Here is a 22,804-nt window from a genome sequence, read left to right on the forward strand (position 1 = left end):
ACATTATTTAATTATCTAGAGTGACTATAAACTCACAAAATTAAGTGTTAATACTTAATTAACACAAAAAACTACCAAATTAATGAAATATAATTTTATATTTCAACTTTATAGTCTAAAACTGACTATTATGGATTTAGATTTCTTTATTTTTGCTTTGGTTGGCTCACTGATAGTATTTTAAATGAAAATTTAGATTTAAATAAATGTTAAAATAATATAATTAGGTTTAGTTTTATCATTATTAAAAAAGCAGGTGTTTACATAAATGTATTTTTATTTATTATTTTAATAGGTAGGGGTAAATATTATTTCTACTTACACTGATCTTTTATTTCTTATTTATTTTGAATTTATTATGAGGCTACTTAAGCTCTATTAATCACTACTTGTTCATGAGGAATATCATGGCTTTTAAAACTAAGTTAATTACAGCGATGTTATTTACTGGCGTCAGCTTTGGTGCTGCTGCTGGTGATAATAGCGATAATATTACACTGAATGGTGTAATTACCGCGGTAACTTGTAATGTCACTGCAAATGGTGGCAACTCAGTATTTAATGTTGGTACTTTTGCTCAAAATAGCTTTACACCCAATGTACAAAATGGTGATACGGCGCTTGTTGTATCATTAGAAAATTGTAGTGCGGATTCAGATAAAGGTGCCTTATATGTACAAGGCACAACCACGACGGCTAACACAGCAAAAAATATCTTTATCGGTAGCGACCCTACAGTTGGCTTTATGTTGCAAGAAGATGGCAAAACAGACCAAGTCGTTGCTAATAAAGCCATTCCTGTAACGGTATCTGCAACACAACCAACTAATTATTCTTTCAAGGTTGGTATGGGTTCAACTGATGCTGTGCCTGCTGTTGGTTCATATTCAGCGCCAATTATTATTGCTTATGCATCTGAGTAACTCGTAATACTTGAAGCGCAGATTTCTGCGCTTCATTTTAATGTGAAATAAATTATTAGGTGTAGGGATATGATAGTAAAAGTATTTGGCATGATTGGAACAATGTTATTATTACTGAGTTCAACCTCAGCAATAGCGGGGATCATATTGCATGGAACTCGCATTATTTATAATGAGAGTAGAGACAATGTAGGTGCGAACATTACTATCAAAAGCGAAGACAATTCGAATACGCCATATTTAATTCGTACACAAATTTATCGTGATGTACAAGGACAAGTCGCTCAAGATAAGTTTGTGACAACACCGTCTATGTTTCGCTTGGAACCTAATAATTTAAATCAGGTTAAAATTCTCAGAATTAAAAATGATTTACCAAAAGATCGTGAATCTATTTTTTATTTTAGAGCAATAGCATTACCAGCAACAGATAAGCTTGATGATAAAGCAAACCCTAACTTGGCAGGGACATTGCAAATTGCAACGGGAAATACGATCAAACTATTTTATCGACCTGTTAAGTTTTCTATTAGCCAAAAAGAGGCGATGGGATTATTGAAATTCTCTCTGCACTCTAATGGATTAAAAGTGGCCAACCCGACACCTTATTACATCACGCTCAGTGAAATTAAAGTGGCTAATAAATTGGTTAAGCTTAATCCCAAATTAGGCAATACCATGATCGCCCCTTTTAGTGATGTGGTGTATCAAGATATTCACCAAAAAGGCAAGGTGCAGTGGAGCGCAATCAATGACTTTGGCGGAAGGGATCAATTCAATGGCTCGGTTCAATAAACTGTCATCGATATTTCTGGCATTGATGTTGGTAAATATCAGTCATGCTCATGCAGAGAGTACTGCAAAAGTCGATTTATCAGCGTCTTTAGTTGATGGTAGCTGCGCTATTGAGTTATCAGAAAAGTCACTGGATTTTAAGCCTTACAGTGTTACCGATTTTCCAACGGCAAAAACAACGGTTGAAATACAACCGATTACAGCAAAAGTTTCATGTGAAGGTGGGAATACAACACCGTTATTAAGTTTAAAAGGCATAACGCCGTATAGCGGTAATAATAAAGTTTTTTTAGACGGCGCTCCTAATGGAACAGGATTTATGATCCAGCGGAAGATAAAAACACGTGGATTAAATGATTTTTATAATGATGACGCATTAGAAAATCAAGGTAAGCAGGTTGCCTTAACACCATTAAATTCATCGAATCAATTCTCAAGTACGGAGTATTTTGAAATTGGGCTTGTCAGCGTAGAGAACACGGTTACTCCTGATTTTTTAAAAGCCAATATTACATTTACCGTTCTTTTTCAGTGAGAAGTAAGGGGCAACTGTGCAGAATTTTTTCATCTTGCATAAACAATTACAGCGGATTATGAAATTTGCTTTGTTGGTCATTACATTAAACTATCTGGGGCATATAGCCTTAGTAAAAGCAGAGCCAATTCGCATTCATTTTTCAGCGGAGTATCTTCAAGGCACATGCGAAATTAGTGTCAGCCAGCCGATTATTGAATTTAATAACGGCGCAAGTATTTTGACCTCGAATGTGAAGAATGGAACAGCGGTACAAGAAAAATTTACCTTAGATTTTATTAATTGTGATAGTAAAAGCTTAACTCACTATACACCTAAAATTAAAGTATCAGGTGAAAGCTTAACACTTGGTGGTAGCCCTTTATATGTAAATTCAGCCAGCTCAACAGCGAAAGGATATGGTTTTTTACTCACTACAGAGGGAAACAGCTATTTCAAAGCAAATAATAATTTAGCTGAAACAGGGTGGATTAATGCGACTTGGACGGCTAATAGCCCATTATCGATATTAAATAAAACGAAAATACCGTTTACGACAACAATTTCATGTGGGAATTGTAGCGGTGAATTACAAGGTGGAAAACTCCATAGCACAGTAACATTTCAATTTTTTTATGACTGAAAATAATGATGAAACTTTTTTTAGTGTTATTAACTTTATTATTTAGTTGCATATTTAATATCGCTATTGCGGATGGCGGCGTATTGCTGAACCAAACACGTGTTATTTTTTTAGGGACGGCGAAGAGCACAAAGGCAACAATAGAAAATCGTAGCAATAATACCTATTTAGTTAAGGTTAATGCATTGATTTCACCTGACAGTCAAGAAAAAGCACCTTTTTTAGTGAATCCACCTTTATTTAGAATGGAATCACAAAGCCAAAATACAGTAGTGATTATGCCTAATCAAATAAAGCATCTACCTACTGATAGAGAATCTGTTTTTTATTTAAGTTTTTTAGCGATACCAAGCGTACCAAAGAATGAATTAACAGAAAGTAGCGAAAGTTATTCGCAAGTCTCTTTTGGCTTACAAATGGTTATTAAGTTATTTTACCGACCCGAAAATATTATTAGTGGCGTAAATCAGGCACCATCACAGCTGACTTATCAGCAAAAAGGAAATGTCTTGATTGTGAATAATCCAACGGCTTATTTTCAGACATTCTCTTCACTAAAGGTAAATGGAAAGCAAATAGATAATCAAAGCGCAGGAATGATGGTTGCTCCTTTTTCAGACATAAAATACCAAATTCACCAAGAGGCTAAAGATATAACTTGGAGAGTGATGAATGATTTTGGTGGAGAAAGTCGAGAATACCATCAAGCCTTGAAAGGTGGAGAGAAAAAATAATGAAATTTTCATCATGGCGTGCTTTGTTATTTTTTCATTTTATATGGCTATTGCCAATCACATCAAACAGCCAAAACGCGCTTAAATATGATGGAATTGCAATGCAATCCACGAGAGTCATTTATCCTGAGTCTGCTCAAAAGGGCGTCGCGTTTAAAGTGACTAATTACAGCAATATGGCTTATTTATTGCAGTCTCAGGTAACAGAACCAAATGCCAGCGGGCAAAAGAAACCTGATTTTATTGTACTGCCACCATTAGAAAAAGTTAATGAAAAAGACTCAGTAGTCTTAATGATTAAAGCGATTAACCATAAAATGCCCAAAGATCGTGAGTCATTATTTACTCTTAATATAAGAGCAATACCGAATCAGAAAAAAGAAGAGGGTAATGCAGCAAGATCGCAAATTATTATTGCAACGCAAAACCATCTAAAACTGTTTTATCGACCAGATGGATTACCAAAATATAGTGATGATGAAATATCAAAGAAACTCATTTTTTATCGAGATAAAGGTCGTTTAGTCGTAAAAAACCCAACACCTTATTATGTGACTTTCGATTCAATTAAGGTGGGAAATAACATTATAGACCCCTCATCTTTATTTGAAATGGTTCCACCAATGGGGCAACAACAATATCCATTACCTGAAAATACCACAGGTGAACTGATATGGACGTTAATTGATCGGGACGGTGGGGTAACACAGCAATATACGAGCGAATTGTCATTATTCAGTTCTCTTTATTGAAATGAAAACAAGTAAAAAAGAGCACTTACTGCTTTAGGCCTCATTTTGCTATTGATAAGTCAATGGATATAAATATGAATAGAAATAAGCACATATCACCTGTTTGCGTAAGTCCTACTAAATTTGTATGGCATCCTATTGCGTTGTGCTTGATGTTAAGCATTCACTCTGCGGTAGCAGAGGATTATTTTGATCCGGCATTTTTACAAGCGATGGGCGAAACGGATCAAGTTGACTTATCTGCCTATGCTAAAAAAGGCAGTATTGCACCGGGTGAATATCTCGTTTCTGTTTATATAAACCAAGTTGGGATTGGGCAACTGCCCGTTACATTCAAGGAAAATAATCAGGGAGTTGTATCACCTGTATTAACCCCCGCATTTTTAGAGAAATATGGGGTGAACATTAAACAATTACCAAAAACAAAAGACTTACCAGAAAATTATTCTATTGATAACTTATCGGCATTAATTCCAGATGCATCGACGCATTTTAATATCGCTATTTTGGAATTAGAAATTAGCATCCCTCAAGTCGCCATGAAAGCAAGTCATAACGAATCATTAGATCCTGATTTGCTGGATTATGGCGTACCTGCACTGATGGCTAATTATAATTTCAGCTATGGACATACTGAAAATAAATCAAAACTGAGTTCAAATAGAAAAAGCGATAATTTTTTTGCAACGGTGAGAGCCGGTCTTAATGCCGGGGCATGGCGTTTACGTAGCACCATTACTCATAGCCAACAGAATACGGATGGTCAAGCGCAAAAGAAGGAACATCAACGTTATACGCGTTTTACCAATACTTATCTGTATCGTGAATTATTTGCATTACGTTCAGTTTTATTAGTGGGTGAAAATAACACTGGGGGGGATGTTTTTGATAGCGTTCCTTTTCGCGGTTTAAAATTAAGCTCCAGTGAAGAGATGCTACCCAGTCAATTACGTGGCTATGCACCTCCTATTGAAGGTGTTGCGAACAGTAATGCAAGGGTTACTGTACGTCAAAATGGTAATGTTATTTATGAAACCTATGTCGCGCCTGGCGCCTTTTATATTAATGATATTCAAGAAGCTGGGCTTTCAGGGGACTATGATGTCACCATCACTGAAGCGAATGGCACAGAGAGAAAATTTATTGTGCCTTATTCATCATTACCAGTGATGCTAAGGCCTGGTGGTTGGAAATATGAAATTACTGCTGGCCGCTACGATGGAAACGTGACTAATAGTTCTCGTGAGGCAGAGTTTTTATTAGGCACGGCGGTTTACGGATTACCGAAGGATACAACGGTTTATGGTGGTGTATTAGCGGCTGAAGACTATCAAGCGGCCAACATAGGGGCGGGAATTTCATTAGGCAGTATAGGTGCTGTTTCACTTGATGTTACATCATCTATTGCAAAACTAAACGGTGATTCACGAAAAACGGGGCAATCTTATCGTCTTCGTTACTCGAAAAGTATGATGAGCACTGGGACTTCCATTGACCTTACTGCACTACGTTATTCAACACGCAATTATTATAATTTCAGTGAATTTAACTCTGAAGGCTATCAGCTTGAAGAGGGCGTTTACCCATGGGCAATGCAAAGACGGCGTAGTAGTTTTCAAACTCAAGTCAGTCAACGCATGGGAGATTGGGGAACCCTTTATGTGCGAGCAACTCGCGATGATTATTGGGGGAGTTCTAGAACGCAAACGGGTGGCTCGATTGGCTACAGTAATAATTATAAGGGGATAAGTTACGGTGCTAACTATAGTATCGATAGAATTAAAGATGATAATGGCAGTTGGCCTGAAAACAGGCAAATTTCCTTTAATATAAGTATCCCATTTAGCATATTTGGCCACTCGGAGTCTTTACAGTCTATTTATTCAACTAGCTACTACACTCGCGATAATAATGGACGATCGCAAATCCAAACAGGGATTAATGGCAGTTTAATGAGTGGTGATTTAACCTATAGCGCTTCCCAAAGTTGGGAAAACAAAGACGGTGTTAATAACAGCAATATTAACGTTGGTTACCAAGGAAGTAAGGGCAGCGTTACTGCTGGCTATAGTCATAGCAGTGAGACTCAAACATTTAATATGAACGCAAATGGCGGCTTATTACTCCATTCTGGTGGGCTGACATTAGCAAAAAATATGGGGGAATCGGTAGCTCTGGTCTACTTACCTGATGCACCGGATGTCAGCATTAATAATGGGTCTGCTCGTTCTGACTGGAGAGGTTATGGTATAGCGCCTTACCTTTCCGATTATAGAAGAAATAGCATTAGTATCGATCCAACGACATTGCCTGATGATGTCGATGTGGCGCAAACGAATATCAATATTTATCCAAGTAAAGGGGCTGTTGTTCCCGTTAATTTCACGACCAAAAAAGGCTACCAAGTATTAATGACGATTATTAAAAATAATAGTCCAGTTCCGTTTGGTGCCATAGCCAGTCTCCAACATACAACGGATAACTACAGCAGCATTGTGGGTGATGCAGGATTAGTTTATTTAACTGGATTACCGGAAAAAGGGAAACTTCTCGTTAAATGGGGGGAATCCGCAGAAAAACAATGCACGGTTAGCTTTGATTTAACGAATGTGACGTTAGACGTCGATCAACCAATACGCCAAGTAACTTACACATGTGCTCCGGTAAAATAACAAAACGCATTAAGGTATTTGACTGATTATGAAATATCATTATTTAAAATATAAAGCCGTTATGAGCTTAGTACTTCATAAATATGTTACTAGCGCAGTGATAGCATTTAGTTTTATGCCTTCTTCTGCATTGGCAGTCAATATTAACGCGACACCGGGTGAAAGTGTTATATCGCTTGGTAATGTAAATGCAGAAGTTACATTAACATCAATTAGTAGTGCATTCTCAGCTGCGGCAAACAGGGCCGATGGTTTTGCGGTGCATACATCCTCAACAGCATACAACTGTTTATCAAATTCGAATGAAGCTGTTGTCGGTAATATGAAAGGTTATAAAGTCGCGGAAGATATCATTATTGGTCTCCAAAGTACCAATGCAACAGGGGTAGCGTCAGTTGGCGCTGGAGCGCAACCCGCATCTGCAAATTATAAAGATATTACTGTAAAAGGCACATGGAGTAGTAACGGTAGTTATACTGTCACTCCAACACAAGTGCCATCTGCAATGTGGTGTGGCTCTGCTTGGCCAGAACCAACGGATCACGTATGGAATCCACAGAAAAAAAATAATAAGGCTTCAATACAAGGTAAACTCTTTTTATATGTAGGGCCTAATGCAAAGCCTGGGTCTTATACATTACCGAATCTTTATCTCATAAAAGCGGCTACAAGTAACGGTGATTTAGTCAACCAACAAATTTTTGAAGGTGGAACACTAACCGTTAGTTATCCCCCTTGCTCTATATCTACGCCGACAGAAGTGACATTCGATACGACAAAAGGGCTGCCTGTTATTAATCCGACATCTTCAATCACGGTTAACTGTGGCATTAATAATGGCCGAGCTTTTCAAATTGGTATTTCTGGAACACCTGTCGCGCCATCAATGTTAGTGGGAACTCATGCAATTAGTTTGCATTATGGTGATGGCACAATAGGAGGATTAGTCCGCGGTTATATAGGTAGTAATGCAGCAACTGACGCTGTTGGTTGTTTGGATAGAGCGTCAAGCATTCCTTTTTCAGAAAAGAACCAAGGTTTAAATTTTATGCTATTGGGGGCGAATACGTCCGGAGCTTCACAGACGCAACCTCTCGTTTGGTCGTTATGCCCTAATGGCACTGAAAAACCAGGTAAAGCAACGGGAACCGCGGAGCTTGATGTTGTCTATAAATAAGTGTTTTAAAGCAATACGATAATCAGAGAAGTGCATAAAACTATTTTTACAAATATGATTTAAGTAAAGGGAAGGGGTGATCAAAACATACTCATTTTATGTAGGGGTTGGTTCTTCAGTGATTTGATTCATTATATGATAAATCGCTATTTTTATAATTGTATTACTTGGTTGTATCATTATGTATGATCGTGCTTAAAAATAGCACGTGAAATATAAAAGTAAGCCGAAATGGAAGATCAGCTTACTTTATTATTTTTTAACTAGTCTTGAATTTTGATTTTTTGATCGTCCATAGAGACGATTTTCCCAGCGGTGATTTTGCAACGTTTACGCGTTTCTACCACGCCATCAACTTGAACTAAACCTTCTGCGATCATCGCTTTAGCCATTGCGCCACTTTCCGCCCAGCCTTCTATTTTCAGCAAATCACACAATTCAATGTGTGGGTGACCTTCAAGTTTAAAAATATCCATGACAGCTCCCTGATTAAATTAAATATCGTGATACTCTTCGCACGCTTGTAACGTATTTTGGATTAATGTTGCGACTGTCATCGGCCCTACGCCGCCAGGAACGGGGGTGATCCAAGATGCATGTTTTGAAGCTTCATAAAAGTCAACATCTCCTGTCACTTTACCGCTTTCAAGGCGGTTAATACCGACATCAATCACGATGGCGCCAGGTTTGACCCATTCACCGGGAATAAAGTTAGGTTTACCGACAGCAACAACTAATAAATCCGCATTGCGGACGTGTTGTTCGAGATCTTTCGTAAAACGATGGGTTACTGTGGTTGTACAGCCAGCAAGCAGAAGTTCTAAGCTCATTGGGCGACCAACAATATTTGAAGCACCAATAATAACGGCATTTAGACCATAGGTATTAATACCACAACGATCTAATAGGGTAACAATCCCCCTTGGTGTGCAAGGACGCAGACGAGGTGCGCGCTGGCATAGACGACCAACATTATACGGATGGAACCCATCAACATCTTTATCTGGATGAATGCGCTCAATGACTTTTACGTTATCAATACCTGCTGGAAGCGGTAATTGAACTAAAATACCATCAATTTCAGGGTCTTGGTTTAAATCATCTATCAGTTTCAGGAGTTCTGCTTCTGTGGTTGTATCTGGTAAATCATAAGAACGAGATAGGAAACCAACTTCTTCACAGGCGCGACGTTTGCTACCAACATAAATTTGTGAAGCAGGGTTTGCACCGACTAAGATAACTGCAAGACCAGGGGCGCGTTTTCCTTGTTCTATGCGTTGTTGTACTTTTTGGGCAACTTCCTGCCGAATTGTCTGCGCAATCGTTTTCCCATCAATAATTTTTGCTAACATCTGTGACTTAATCCATAAATGAGACTTGGGGATGCCTCTATTTTGTCAGAAGTTCGCGTTAATGTCAGTTCTATCTGTAACATAAAATGAGCAGATAGTTATTTTAGTAGAGAAAACTCATTGACTCAGCGCGTAGCAACCGTATAATCCCACGCTATCAGCCAGATAGGTTGAAGCATTTTTCGATGCGCCCTTAGCTCAGCTGGATAGAGCAACGGCCTTCTAAGCCGTAGGTCACAGGTTCGAACCCTGTAGGGCGTACCATTTCGATGTTCCCCGATTTTACTAACTCCCTTAAAAACTTAAAATAAATCAATAAATTAGTTTTATTACCCTATATTTAGGGTGACTTAGCCTATTGAAATCTACGTATGTGTGGGCATAATTAGAAAGAATGATTGATTAGGCACTGCGGTTTTTGCTCAAAAGAGTCTAATCGCTAAGACAGATAAAGTGTTCAAATTAAAGGGCAGCTGGCAATCTTTTCCTTCACAAGGGGAATTTTACCAATAAATAACCGCTTTTCTATTGAATTCTAAGCTTTTTATATACCGCAAGAATAACCTTCAAAGCGCTTATCGTTAATGATCTTTTTACAATAATTTGTTAAATTTATGAGTATAATAGCGTAATAAAAATACGTACTTTTAAATATATACATTGAAATCTTTTGCTCTAAGTAAATTTACCTATGTTATTTTCAGCCTATAAAAATCGACAATATTAACAATAAATCAACATGATTATAATTAAGAATGACTCACAGCATATTAGTAGATTAAAGGTGTAAAATTAAATGAATAATAAATATATAGCGTTAGTTGTACCGTTAACTTTTTTTATATCTTTTGAATCCTCAGCATTTGACAAACAAGAGTACAATCCTGTTGTGTTCAACATGGCAGAGTTATATGACTTCAATCCAGTCAAAGGTAATGTTAAAGAAATAAAATCAACGGTTTATAATGAAGATAAGACTATCAACTATGAATCAAAATTAAAAATTGGCCGTGATGGTTGTGTAGAGAGTTTTAGCTTAAATCAGAAAAAAGATGAGTACCTGAGTGGTCTTCATAATTACCTTTTTGTAGAAAGAGTAAAAAATAAGTTAATAGGTATGGATGCTAATGGGCCAGTAGAAATGACCATAGGTAATAACTGTGAGATAATATCAAGGAAGGACACTAATGGTGAATTGATATATCAATACAATAAAGATGGTTTTATTACCGGTTCAATACTGGCTGACACCAAAGAAAAATTTGGTGAAAATATTTACAATGAGTTTAAATTACCTATCGCAATAAAATATTACAAAGGTGATGATGTCATTTCTGAAACTAGAATCACCTATGGTAAAGATATGAGCAAAGCTTTTGACCATTTAATGGAAATTCGGGCTTTAGGTCAGACTATATTGCAAGTCGATTCTAAGTGTCATTATGATCATCAAAATATTCCATCTCAATGTAATTTTGTTCTAACGCTCGACTCGAATGGTAAGAAGATCCATCTGAAAAAAAACAGTACCACAAAGGTGACGTTCTATTGAGCTGCGGGTGATGACAAAGCCTATAAAATCTGGCGATATAATTAGCGGAGTGTTGATTAGATAGGCTTGTCAGCGGTGTTAAAATATTAACCGCCTTTAAATGCGTGATGCGTGTTTGATGCTCACAGCTCGTTTAGGCCGCTTTCTTGAATAATCGCTATTTTTCGTCAAAGACGTAGTCTAGTACTCTCGGAGATAGGGCTAGGTTTTCATATCGGTACGCACAGTATGTTGCTGCAATTAGCTATTGGCATTCCCCGCTTAGATCAATACCAAAAATCAAATTAATTCGATGAATTGGCGTAATGGAAGTATGCGTGGTGGCGAAAATGTAGGGCAAACACTGGTAGTTTAAATTTTTCAGATCCCAGTTTGTTATTCGATGCTGTTATTCAGTGGCTTGGTGTGGGCCTTATGAGTTAATTACTCGCCTACAAGGCATGTGCAATAGGACCGTTATTCCCTTTAACTGAACAGCGTATTATGGGAGCTAACTGGGCATGGTTAATTCATCAAGAAAGTGAAAATCATCTCCTAACAAAAGTATTTTGCCAGTGGATAACAACTCAATTGGCACTATGCGATAATGAATCTAATACTTGATGTCATCACTTGGAATAAGCAATAAGAGAATATGCAGCAATGGAATAGCTGTTTATGAGCCGATTGCTCGAATCAATTTTATCAATAATAGTGTTAACTCAAATTCAGTTTGAGGGGGATTACTACTTGCTGTAAAAATAAAATATACCTCACTATTATCAATGGCTTACCGAAAAAAGATAAAGTTATTTACCTTTTAGACATCTTTCTCTTTCTTAGCAAAAAAACAAAATGATGATTAAGAACGATGACAAGAATTATTGAAGTAGTACGTTATGTTAAAAATGATAGATAGTGACGGTTAGATTAAATCTAAGTTAATTAAGATATATCCGATAAATTTGTTTTCCTATGGTAATTAATAGATATAAATAAAGCCATCATTGTATGTTTTATTCATCTTGCTCCTATTTGCTCCTATGTCAAATTTTTATCAAATTTTTGTTAGGGTTTAATCTGTGAAATAAGAGCTAAGTCACTATAATGCTAGCTTTCTGTGAGAATCAATATCTAAATTAAAATTGATGACACTCGTTTTTTTTATACTGCGAATTAAATTGGAATTATTGGTTTTTATTCTAAATTTATTTCGATATATAGCGCTTTGTTTTAGTTTAATCATTGGACAATGATAATCAGTATGTTTGCAGATTATATATTTACTATATACAATAAAAAATCTTTAAAGATATCATTAAGTACAATTTATTTGTGCAGTATTAATTATAACTTTTAGGATCAAAATGAAAAAACATATTCTACCAATTACTCTACTTAGCGCTGCTACACTGCTAGTTACAGGCTGTAGTTCAAATAAAGATATGTGGGGCGAATTCGCCAATATCTTGACTGATTCTAGCTCTATTGTTAAAGAATCAGAAGACTGGGAAGCGTATAGCATAAAAACAACCCAGCAAGGTGTTGTTTACAGTAAGGCGAATTCAGCGGATCAGCAATTTGTCAGTCATAAAATGGATGCTGAATATGCGGATGCGGTGAATCGTTTATCTTCGCCTTTTGCCAGAAGTGATAAAGCCAAAGATAAATTGGCTAAAGAAAACCAAGGCTATCGTTTTAAATATAATGAAATCATGGTGGTTAAGGATAAGAAATCATCAAACACACTTGGTTATTGTGTGAATTATGATTCTGATCGTATGGAGAATGGCCAAGTAAAAGCGGTCAAAGAAGAAGATAAGATCAGAAAGCAATTTATCTATGTTGCTAAAGATAAGCCTCTATCTGTCACGACAGTGAGTGGTGACTTTATTAAAGTCATGTGCGGTGAAAATTTTTATAAAAAATACCAGTCATAATTTTGCTGACAGGTTAAGGGTATTTAGAAAAATAGTCTAAATATCCTTGTTCGTATCTAAAATGCGTTAGGCGGAAAAATTTCCCCTAACTCATAGAAATCGTTTTAAGTGATAAAAACCATATGCCGTATATGGTTTTTGTGATGTAGAGAACAATCAACGTAGGAGTAATAAGCGGCTTGTCGAGAATAATCCGGTGGGCGTTCTGACAGGAATGTTATAGTGAAACAATATCGGTATTGAAATTACTATTGATATACGCCACTTGTGCTGGAAATCGAGCAATATCTCTTTAATAACTACGGTTATTTTAGTATCAATATTATTCTTAATATAAGGCATGGTACAAAGGATTTATTTTAAATAAGCAAATAGTTGATGATGGCCTGCCTTTATCTAAAGAGTGATATTCCCTCTCTGTTTCAAAATAATACCTTAAAACAATACCTTAAAACAATGCCTCAAAACAAACGCAAAGAGCTCAATAAATAAACGGTAGGCAAAAAGAGAATTGCTACCGTTTATTCGTGTATTTACTTAATGATGACTCTTATTCAACTTCCTCATGAACAATTTCATGAGAATATCCATGGTTATTCATTAAACAATCAGCATAAAATTAAAGCGTCCCAATAAAGGATTTAAGTATTTACCCCTATAGAAGGGAGGCGGATTTTATTTATGTGTTCAGTGATAGATATCGTCAATTTAATGAGCAAGAATGAGTGAATGCTTATTTCAAATCTACATAGCAGTGATTGTTTTATAAACATTATGCTATTAAAAATAATACCTATGTTATTTTTAAGGTTTATTTTGTTTGCTTATTTTTACACGTTTATGTGAATAAATATTTAATCATAGTGATTTATAATTTATTTGTTGTATCTCATTAAGGTTATATTCCTCATAAACTCTTAATGCCTAATTTATCAGGCTTTAGTTTGGATAATTGCTCGGATTTTATTCGGAAATATCCTGTCGTTATATCAATTTCATTATTTGAATAAACATTCAATAAAATATTTTTTAACAAATAAATTTAATTTTATTTAAATTTGGAATACAATTGCATTACAAATATTATTAAGTGATGACTATATTTCGATATATAGTTTGTCTGTGGAAAGGATATTTAAATGGCAATAACGAGAAGAAAGTTTCTTATCGGCGGGGCTGTTGTCGCTGTAGCGGGCGGTGCAGGAATTTTAACGCCAATGTTAACGCGTGAAGGTCGATTTGTTCCAGGTACACCGAGACATGGTTTTGTTGAAGGAACTCCCGGAGCACTACCTAAGCAGGCAGATGTTGTCGTTATTGGTGCCGGTATTTTAGGTATTATGACGGCAATTAACCTTGTTGAAAGGGGATTGTCTGTTGTGATCGTAGAAAAAGGAAATATCGCGGGAGAACAATCTTCTAGGTTCTATGGCCAAGTTATCACTTATAAAATGCCTGACGAAACATTCCTTCTTCACCATATTGGTAAACAGCGCTGGAGAGAAATGAATGCAAAAGTCGGCGTTGATACCAGTTATCGTACACAAGGAAGAGTGGAAGTACCTCTTGATGAAGAGGATTTAGAAAATGTTAAAAAATGGATTGATGCAAGAAGCAAAAATGTTGGTTCCGATATTCCTTTTAAAACCAGAATGATTGAAGGTGCTGAACTAAATCAACGTCTTCGCGGAGCTACATCGAATTGGACTATTGCTGGTTTTGAAGAGGATTCCGGTAGTTTAGACGCTGAAATTGCAACCTTTGTGATGGCTGATTACGCTAAAAAGATAGGCGTTAAAATCTACACAAATTGTGCGGCGAGAGGTTTAGAGACCCAAGCAGGCGTTATCTCTGATGTTGTGACAGAGAAAGGGGCAATAAAAACCTCACGAGTCGTTGTAGCAGGGGGGGTATGGTCTAGACTCTTTATGCAAAATCTTAATGTTGATGTTCCAACATTACCTGCTTACCAGTCTCAACAATTAATTAGTGGTTCACCTACTGCGCCAGGTGGAAATGTCGCTTTACCGGGCAATATTTTCTTCCGCGAGCAAGCAGATGGCACTTATGCCACTTCTCCGCGTGTTATTGTGGCTCCGGTTGTCAAAGAATCCTTTATTTATGGATATAAATATTTGCCATTACTGTCAATGCCTGACTTCCCTGTGCATATTTCACTAAACGAACAGTTAATTAACTCGTTTATGCAGTCAACACATTGGAATTTAGACGAGGTTTCGCCATTCGAACAGTATCGAAATATGACTGCACTGCCAGATATCCCTGAGCTAAATGCTTCACTCGAGAAGCTGAAAACTGAATTCCCTGCATTTAAAGATTCTAAGCTTATTGATCAGTGGAGTGGTGCTATGGCGATAGCGCCGGATGAAAACCCAATCATTTCACAAGTTAATGAGTATCCAGGCCTCGTTATCAATACGGCGACAGGTTGGGGAATGACAGAAAGTCCAGTCTCTTCAGAAATTACCGCAGATCTTCTGCTTGGTAAAGAACCTGCATTAGATGTGAAACCATTCAGTCTTTATCGATTTTAGATAAAACTTATTTGATGATGGCCCTCTTTATGAGGGCTTTTCTACTCATACTCAATGATAATTTTATCTCTAGATGTTACTTTGGGCACCAATGCGTTTATTGATGTTTGATTGTGACAAGATGGATTTGCTATTTTAAGAATCGGATCAGTTAAATCGGGCGCTATTTCAACCGATCCGTGAAATGTAATAGTGACTATGTCGTTAATGACTCGCTTTTTACCGTCTCGACCTGCTCAAGTTTTTCTTTTTTTCGCAATTCAATTTCGGCAACAATTTCTGCATGCTTTTTATCCGTCAGCGGATAAAAGCAGATGATCACAAATGCGAGTAACATGAAAATACATGGTACAAGAGCAATTGACATACGTATGCCAAAAATAACATCTGGTGTTTGTATTTGATTGGCAATATAACCGCTGTATTCGAGAATAAAGGCAGGAATTGACCCTCCAATGGCTTGGCCACATTTGCGAGTGAAAGAGAATAAAGAATATGTTAGGCCCTCAATGCGAATACCTGTTTTATATTCTCCGTATTCGACAGTATCAGCCTCTATTGCCCATAATACGGTAACGACGATCCCCATCCCAATGGATGCTATTATTTTTGATGTAAGGGCAATCATTGGTGGATATATCGAGAGATAATAGAAGATCAAATAACCGAGGATGGCTATCATTCCACCGATTAGAAATGTATTTTTTTTGCCAAAACGAGCGACGAGTATAGGCATGATCAAGGCTGAAGTGATTGCACCAAATATCCCTTGAGCTAATGAAATAATAGGGAATAAGGTTACGTCGTTGAGGACATACCGAACATAGAATAGTGATGAAGCACTGATCGTAAAACTTGCAATGAGCACACATATTGTGGCTGAACATAAGATCATTAATGCTTTATTTTGTTTTATCGTATTTAAGCTATTTTTTAGTGATGGTTGAACGTCAGTTCTAACAATAATTTCTTTGGTAGATTTAAAACAGACAAAATAGAGCCCTACACCAAAGAAAGCTAAGCCTAATGTCACGTAAAAATAGACCTTTTCCATCTCAATTGACGCTATATTAGCGCCAGCACTTGATACAAAAGGAGTAATTAAAAGTGTCAGGAAGATACCCGTAACGGCTCCCCCAATACTTCGGGCTGCACCTAATCTGGCACGGGATAATGGTTGTAGTGTCATCGCCGTAGCAAGGGAACCATAGGGAATATTGATTAGACTATAGCAAACACCTAAGGCCATATAAGTGACATAGGCATAAATGACCTTATCGCTATGAGCCCATTCGGTTGGAACACTAAAAACCAGCACGCTGAAGAACATTAATGGGGCAGAACCAAATAAGATGAAAGGCCTAAATTTCCCCCATCGTGTATGCGTTTTATCAATAATACGACCAGCGGCAACGTCAGCAAAAGCATCAAAAACTCGAACAACCAGTAACATGGTACCTGCTGTTGCGGCACCAATACCGGCGACATCGGTATAATAACTGAGTAAAAACATTGCCCCCATAGCAAAGGCAAAGTTATTGGCAACATCTCCTAGGCCATAACCAATAATTGAACGCCAAGAGAGTTGTTGATTCATTGTTTTTCTCCTTGAAAAGGTTTTTGCCCATAATTCATTTCACTCCACCGTTTTTTTAATAAATAAGCTGCGCCTTTAGGTTTTCTGTCTCGAGTAAAAATCCCTTTTCGATTACCTCCGGCACGCCAAACACCTTGTGCGGTATGAAAGTCAGCAAAGTTCCATACCTGTTCGCCAGTAACCGCTTTAACGCGATCAAAAACGCGGTGGTACATTGCCAACCAAGCAGATTGGAACTCTTCGCTCCACATATCGGTATACATGGAATGCAGTCCGGGCAGGGTATCGACCCCATACTCCGTGATAATGATGGGGCGATGAAACTTCTCTTGCCATTGTAATAATTCAGTTTCTAGTGCTTTTTCGGCGCGTTCTAAATCGCCACTTTTTAGGTACCACCCGTAGTAACGGTTTAGGCAAATAACATCAAAAAGATCCATAATCATGTCGTTTTCAATGTCTCCAGACATGGCATTGACATAAGTTATGGGTCTAGTGGGATCAAGTTTGCGTGCGGCTTGCACTAATGGTTCAAAGTATGCTCTAGCGCCTTTGGCTTGGCAGTCTGGTTCGTTTGCTATACTCCACATGACGACGCTAGGATGGTTTTTATCGCGGTTGATGAGCTCTTGTATCGCTTGTAAATGGGCTTGCTGGGTTTCGCTATTGACGGTTTCATCACTGAATAATACGGGGGGTTTCTGACAAACATCGGAGCTAACACCAAGAGTTAAATTAAGCCCGACTGCTGCCACTTCATTGATGATGATAATGCCGTGTTCATCTGCCCAATCAAGCATTTCTTCGGCATAGGGGTAGTGGGAGGTACGATAAGAATTGGCGCCAATCCAATTCATCAATGCATGGTCATGTACCATAAACGTATAATCAAAGCCTTTTCCGCGAATATCCGCATCTTCATGTCGCCCAAACCCAGTAAAATAAAAAGGTTGATGATTAATTAAAAACTGCTCATCTTTTATGTTTAATGCGCGAATACCGATTTTTAGAGGGTATTCATCATAGTGATTTGCATCATTAACGAATATTTTCAAGGTATAGAGGTAGCCATGACCCGGCTGCCACAGATGAGGTGAGCTGAGTTGCAATACACCGTGTTTGCCATTCCCAAAAGCAACGCATTTTTTATCTTGATCGTATAACTCAATGGCGACTTCACCATTAGCGATGATTTCCCAATGAATTGAGGCTTGGCTTTTATCATCGGATAGCTCAGTGATGATAATGGCATCATCGACAAATACTCTTGGCGTGCTATAGAGCATGACGCTACGATGGATTCCGGCATAGTTAAAAAAATCATGGAAATAAACTTGTGTTTTTTTGCCATTTTCGTCACGAGTCACTATGCCAGGAGGAATGGTTTGCCATGTAAGTTCATTACTGACACAAACGGTAATTCGTACTTTTTCATTTGTTGAAACTAAGTGGCTAATATCAGTTTCAAAGGGGGTATAACCTCCTTGATGTTGGATTAGGAAATGGTCATTTAGCCATACCATGGCATTATGTGTTACGGCATCAAATCGTAAGATGATTCTTTGATGTTCCCAACCTTTTGGAATGTAGACTTCGCGCTGATACCAGACATTTCCGACATAATTACGAATAGTGTTATCCGCAAATTGGTCGTTAAAACTTCCCGGTACGGCAATGGTTCGGTGGTCAGGCAGAGGAAATTTCCACCACTGTGCGGTAATACCGAGATCTGCTGTATCTAAACAAAATGACCAAAGGCCATCCAGTTTTTTGATCTCTCGGGTTGATGTTTCAATAGGGCGTAGCATTTTATTATTTCCTTTCGAATAGGATGGAATAAATTTGGTTTATCAATTTTGTTATTTGGTTTACCAATTTTTAGGTGTGCGCTATGAGGAATACAACTATGAAAAATGAAAAGAGGTAAAATTTGATGAGTGGATCATGTATTAAAAAAAAATCATTAATATTATGTGGAATAAATCACAAATAATTAAACTTTTATTTAAAGATGAAGTTTATTAATAAGTGGTTTTATTATTTAATCTCTCTATAAATTATCGTGATTTTAATAAATTTGATTGAATTCATTAAAGAGGTTTTTTCCTATATCTATATGATATTTAAGTGTATTATTTTTTTTGTTTTTGAAGCTGAAGATCATAAAAGTATGATGTTATGAGTTCTTTTTTAGTATTATGGTTTATTTGAGTGTTCACTTATAAAATATGACTAATAGCTATGATTAAATTTAAATAGGCTGCTATTCTGATAGGGTTTATCGCTAAGTGTTTAATGTATAATTGGTTAACCAATTATATTCAGGGACTAGGTCAGGCATGATTCGTTGAGTGGGACAGTGCGCCCATGTCAATTTTTTAAGAAAACTTAAAGTAGGCGTGGTTTTAGTCTGTTACCGAGACTAGAGTGAACATCTATCCTTCTTATTCCTGTTAGTGCTATTAGTGACGGCTTATATTGGCTATTTTTACTGATTACGTATTGTATTTTGTATTAGGATAAAGTGAATTAGGTGTTAATACGTAATAAGTTGCTAACTAATAACAAAAAATAAGTGCATGTGTGTTATCTGGCTAATCTTTAGTTTATCTTGTTCATTATAAACTTATATATTTCAGGTAGATATAAGGAAAAGCTAATGAATAAGAATGCAGCAATAAAATAGATATTAATGGCCTCCACTGTAACTGTAGTAAAGAGTGTTGCAACCGCGAGAATGGTGACAATAATACGCCGGCTATTTGCCGTCATTGCATTAGACAATTCACTAAAAAATGATTCAATAACTTTAAACATAACAATTCCTTTTTATAGTTCCGCGATGAGTGTATATGATTTAAATAAAATATTGAAGCTTTTATTAGCTATTCGTGCTATTTAATATTAAAATCACTTATCAGAATTGTTGTTTTTTAGCACATTTAACTCAAATGATGGGTAAAATGATTTATAATATTGATAATTACATTAAGGTATGGAACTTTAATTACACATTTTGTTTTATTACCTGATGTATAATTTATTTTAATCGATTGATTTGAAAAGAAATTGTTATTTTATGTAATTTTTTAGTGTGTTGCTGTGGCCTATTTTCATGAAAAAATACAAATCAAACAATTAAGTGTTACTACCTAGTGTGTTTTAACTATTTAGAAAGTGATTAATATCACAATTATTTTATTATGTTTAAATACTTTGTCTATTTAATATAAGTATTCTATTAATGACTGTTTAGAGAGGGGATTTTAAAACAGCATCGTTAATACATAGCTGCTTTATTTAAGATAAGTTATAATTTTATGCGGTTATTGGTGAGTCCACATTGAAAAGAAAAGATAATAGCTAAAAGTAAGCGTAAACGAAAAGGGTATTCACTTCGTTATAGCGAGTGATTTTTATGTGGTTTTAAAAGTACAGCACGGCATTTTAACACTATTCTGATTGATTATTACAATCAATGTCACTATTGTAATGTTTTCGATAACAAGGAACAGATTATGCCATCTATTGATATGACAGAACTATTAGGCTACTCCATTGCTTCTAGCATAAAAATGGTTTGTACGCCATTTGAGTTCTTTTATCAGACCAATATTATTGGTGATGTCAGTGCGTTGTTAACACTATTCTTCGTCTATTAATTTTGATGTTAACTTAAGTGTTATCATTGATGGTGAAATTTATTTATAAATTTTACCCAATCAATGACTATGTTATGGTTTTTTGTGGTTTGTTTCTAATAAAATCAATTATTTGTGTTTTTTCTTTCCTCTTTTCTCTTTTCTCTGCCTTGTCAGCGTTGTAAGACTGTCATTTATTTTTAATATAAATTGATCTCTTGGCTATCTTATTAAATAAAGCATTTTGATATGGATTATTTTTGTGTGGAAAATCACAAAAAATAATTATTTCTCATTGTTGAGTTGTTTTCAATGACGATATATTGTTAGTTTTCTTGTAAGTGATTGTGGGCTTATAAATATATTTATATAAAATATTAATTATATTATCTTGGTTTATATTTTGATAATAATTTACTTTTGTGCTCCTATTAAAATTATTATTCCACAATTAGATGGAATAAATAGAATCTGCTATTTTTGAAAAAGATAGTTAACTTATTTAAATATGAGGGTAACCATGTCTGAAACGATATTTCCTCAAGGTTTTTTGTGGGGAGGAGCAATGGCAGCGAATCAAGCTGAAGGTGCTTATAGTGAAGGAGGGAAAGGCTTAAGTACCGCAGATGTTATTCCTTATGGAGAAAAAAGGTATCCCATAAAAATCGGTAGAGAAAAACGGTTTCAGTTACAAAGAGATGAATATTATCCTAGTCATGATGCCATTGATTTTTATCATCAATATAAAAGTGATATTGCTTTAATGGCAGAAATGGGGTTCTCGGTTTTTAGAACTTCAATTGCATGGAGTCGGTTATTTCCACGAGGTGATGAAACTACGCCAAACCCAGAAGGTATTGCTTATTATCAAGCCGTATTTAATGAATGCAAAAAATATCATATCGAGCCACTGGTTACCTTGTGTCATTTTGATGTGCCGATGCACTTGGTGATTGAATATGGCTCATGGCGTGAACGTAAGATGATTGATTTTTTCACAACTTATGCCAAGGCCTGCTTTGAAGCTTTTGATGGTTTAGTTAAATATTGGCTCACTTTTAATGAAATTAATTTATTACTTCATACCCCCTTTTCGTCTTCTGGATTATGGTTTGAAGCAGATGAAAATATTGAGCAAGTGAAATATCAGGCTGCTCATCATCAATTAATTGCAAGTGCATTAGCGACTAAGATTGCTCATGAAGTTAACGCCAAAAATCAAGTTGGCTGCATGTTAGCGGGCGGAGGTTATTATCCTTGGTCTCCTAAACCGGCTGATGTGTGGGCGGCAATGGAAAAGGATCGTGAAAACTTGTTTTTTATTGATGTACAGGTACGTGGTATTTATCCTGCTTATGCCCAACGTATTTTTCGTGAAAAGGGGGTTTCGCTGGAAATAGTGGAAGGAGATGAGCAGCTTCTTAAAAATACAGTGGACTTTGTGTCTTTCAGCTATTATGCCTCTCGTTGCGCTGCATCGGATATGGAAAGAGATGAAAATCAGTCAGTTAACGCTGAAAAATCATTGACCTCTCCCTATATTCAACATAGTGATTGGGGGTGGGGGATAGACCCTTTGGGATTACGGCTAACAGCGAATATGCTTTACGATCGCTATCAAAAACCGTTGTTTTTAGTTGAAAATGGTTTAGGGGCTTACGATAAGCTTGATGAAAACGGTGAAATTATTGATGACTACCGAATTGACTATCATCGAGCACATATCCAAGCATTAGCGGAAGCGATTGCGGATGGTATACCGGTTATGGGCTATATTTCATGGGGGTGTATTGATCTGGTTTCTGCCTCTACGGGGGAGATGAGTAAACGATATGGATTTGTGTATGTTGATAAAGATGATCACGGAAATGGCTCATTAGCCCGAATACGTAAAAAATCCTTTTGGTGGTACCAGAAAGTAATACAGACGCATGGTCGAGAGTTAGAGTAAATTACACTTTCTTATATTTTGTAGATA

Annotated in this window: 17 protein-coding genes and 1 tRNA gene; 14 read left to right on the forward strand and 4 right to left on the reverse strand. The window is 36.5% G+C overall.

Translation table 11 applies throughout. The features are described 5' to 3' along the window. The first annotated feature begins 407 nt into the window (after positions 1 to 407). The 8 genes from M1F03_RS05995 (at position 408) to M1F03_RS06030 (ending at position 8,210) form a co-directional block, all read left to right on the forward strand. Positions 408 to 923, forward strand: coding sequence for a fimbrial protein (locus M1F03_RS05995; protein ID WP_230085842.1), 516 nt, complete (start codon positions 408 to 410; stop codon positions 921 to 923). Between the two features lie 69 nt (positions 924 to 992). After that, a complete protein-coding gene (locus tag M1F03_RS06000; protein ID WP_163860850.1) occupies positions 993 to 1,718 on the forward strand; it encodes a molecular chaperone in 726 nt (241 codons plus the stop codon). Then, complete coding sequence (locus tag M1F03_RS06005; RefSeq protein WP_154623460.1) at positions 1,702 to 2,253, forward strand: fimbrial protein; 552 nt, start codon at positions 1,702 to 1,704, stop codon at positions 2,251 to 2,253. Before M1F03_RS06000 ends, M1F03_RS06005 begins: the two co-directional genes overlap by 17 nt. Before the next feature lie 34 nt (positions 2,254 to 2,287). Further along, a complete protein-coding gene (locus M1F03_RS06010) occupies positions 2,288 to 2,875 on the forward strand; it encodes a fimbrial protein (RefSeq protein WP_269723771.1) in 588 nt (195 codons plus the stop codon). Between the two features lie 5 nt (positions 2,876 to 2,880). Beyond that, positions 2,881 to 3,609, forward strand: a complete 729-nt coding sequence (locus M1F03_RS06015) for a molecular chaperone (RefSeq protein WP_196713412.1) — start codon at positions 2,881 to 2,883, stop codon at positions 3,607 to 3,609. Next, positions 3,609 to 4,361: a molecular chaperone gene (locus M1F03_RS06020; RefSeq protein WP_251463790.1), complete on the forward strand. Its 753-nt coding sequence runs from the start codon at positions 3,609 to 3,611 to the stop codon at positions 4,359 to 4,361. The genes M1F03_RS06015 and M1F03_RS06020 overlap by 1 nt, the downstream gene beginning before the upstream one ends. A 74-nt stretch (positions 4,362 to 4,435) precedes the next feature. Beyond that, a complete protein-coding gene (locus tag M1F03_RS06025) occupies positions 4,436 to 7,033 on the forward strand; it encodes a fimbria/pilus outer membrane usher protein (protein WP_251463792.1) in 2,598 nt (865 codons plus the stop codon). Positions 7,034 to 7,061: 28 nt separating this feature from the next. Continuing rightward, complete coding sequence (locus tag M1F03_RS06030) at positions 7,062 to 8,210, forward strand: hypothetical protein (protein ID WP_154623453.1); 1,149 nt, start codon at positions 7,062 to 7,064, stop codon at positions 8,208 to 8,210. A gap of 263 nt (positions 8,211 to 8,473) precedes the next feature. Here M1F03_RS06030 and ybcJ read toward each other — a convergent pair whose 3' ends face one another. Next, on the reverse strand, positions 8,474 to 8,686 hold the full coding sequence (gene ybcJ, locus M1F03_RS06035; protein ID WP_154623452.1) for a ribosome-associated protein YbcJ: 213 nt from the start codon (positions 8,684 to 8,686) through the stop codon (positions 8,474 to 8,476). 18 nt (positions 8,687 to 8,704) lie between these two features. Further along, positions 8,705 to 9,562, reverse strand: coding sequence for a bifunctional methylenetetrahydrofolate dehydrogenase/methenyltetrahydrofolate cyclohydrolase FolD (folD, locus tag M1F03_RS06040; RefSeq protein ID WP_318840104.1), 858 nt, complete (start codon positions 9,560 to 9,562; stop codon positions 8,705 to 8,707). 187 nt (positions 9,563 to 9,749) lie between these two features. Here folD and M1F03_RS06045 point away from each other — a divergent pair. The 4 genes from M1F03_RS06045 to M1F03_RS06060 all read left to right on the forward strand — a co-directional run bounded on the left by M1F03_RS06045 (position 9,750) and on the right by M1F03_RS06060 (position 15,588). Then, positions 9,750 to 9,826: transfer RNA gene (locus M1F03_RS06045), tRNA-Arg, on the forward strand. A 532-nt stretch (positions 9,827 to 10,358) separates the two neighbouring features. Beyond that, positions 10,359 to 11,114 carry a YnfC family lipoprotein gene (locus tag M1F03_RS06050; RefSeq protein WP_154635574.1) on the forward strand — a complete coding sequence of 252 codons (756 nt, stop codon included), beginning with the start codon at positions 10,359 to 10,361 and terminating at the stop codon, positions 11,112 to 11,114. 1,346 nt (positions 11,115 to 12,460) lie between these two features. After that, entirely contained in the window at positions 12,461 to 13,033 is a 573-nt protein-coding gene (locus M1F03_RS06055; protein WP_154622038.1) for a hypothetical protein, read from the forward strand. Between the two features lie 1,139 nt (positions 13,034 to 14,172). Next, positions 14,173 to 15,588, forward strand: coding sequence for an NAD(P)/FAD-dependent oxidoreductase (locus M1F03_RS06060; RefSeq protein WP_154635555.1), 1,416 nt, complete (start codon positions 14,173 to 14,175; stop codon positions 15,586 to 15,588). Positions 15,589 to 15,784: 196 nt separating this feature from the next. On the opposite strand, the gene uidB is transcribed toward M1F03_RS06060, so the two are convergent. Beyond that, positions 15,785 to 17,185, reverse strand: coding sequence for a glucuronide transporter (gene uidB / locus M1F03_RS06065; RefSeq protein WP_251463794.1), 1,401 nt, complete (start codon positions 17,183 to 17,185; stop codon positions 15,785 to 15,787). Further along, complete coding sequence (uidA, locus tag M1F03_RS06070) at positions 17,182 to 18,993, reverse strand: beta-glucuronidase (protein WP_251463796.1); 1,812 nt, start codon at positions 18,991 to 18,993, stop codon at positions 17,182 to 17,184. Before uidA ends, uidB begins: the two co-directional genes overlap by 4 nt. Positions 18,994 to 20,703: 1,710 nt before the next feature. On the opposite strand from uidA, the gene M1F03_RS06075 reads away from it, so the two are divergent. Together M1F03_RS06075 and ascB are read left to right on the forward strand one after the other, a co-directional pair. Continuing rightward, on the forward strand, positions 20,704 to 20,847 hold the full coding sequence (locus tag M1F03_RS06075; protein ID WP_154635554.1) for a hypothetical protein: 144 nt from the start codon (positions 20,704 to 20,706) through the stop codon (positions 20,845 to 20,847). Between the two features lie 499 nt (positions 20,848 to 21,346). Beyond that, complete coding sequence (gene ascB, locus M1F03_RS06080; protein ID WP_251463798.1) at positions 21,347 to 22,777, forward strand: 6-phospho-beta-glucosidase; 1,431 nt, start codon at positions 21,347 to 21,349, stop codon at positions 22,775 to 22,777. Positions 22,778 to 22,804 lie beyond the last annotated feature (27 nt).

The sequence above is a fragment of the Providencia sp. PROV080 genome (genome assembly GCF_033688105.1).
GTDB classification, from domain to species: domain Bacteria; phylum Pseudomonadota; class Gammaproteobacteria; order Enterobacterales; family Enterobacteriaceae; genus Providencia; species Providencia zhejiangensis.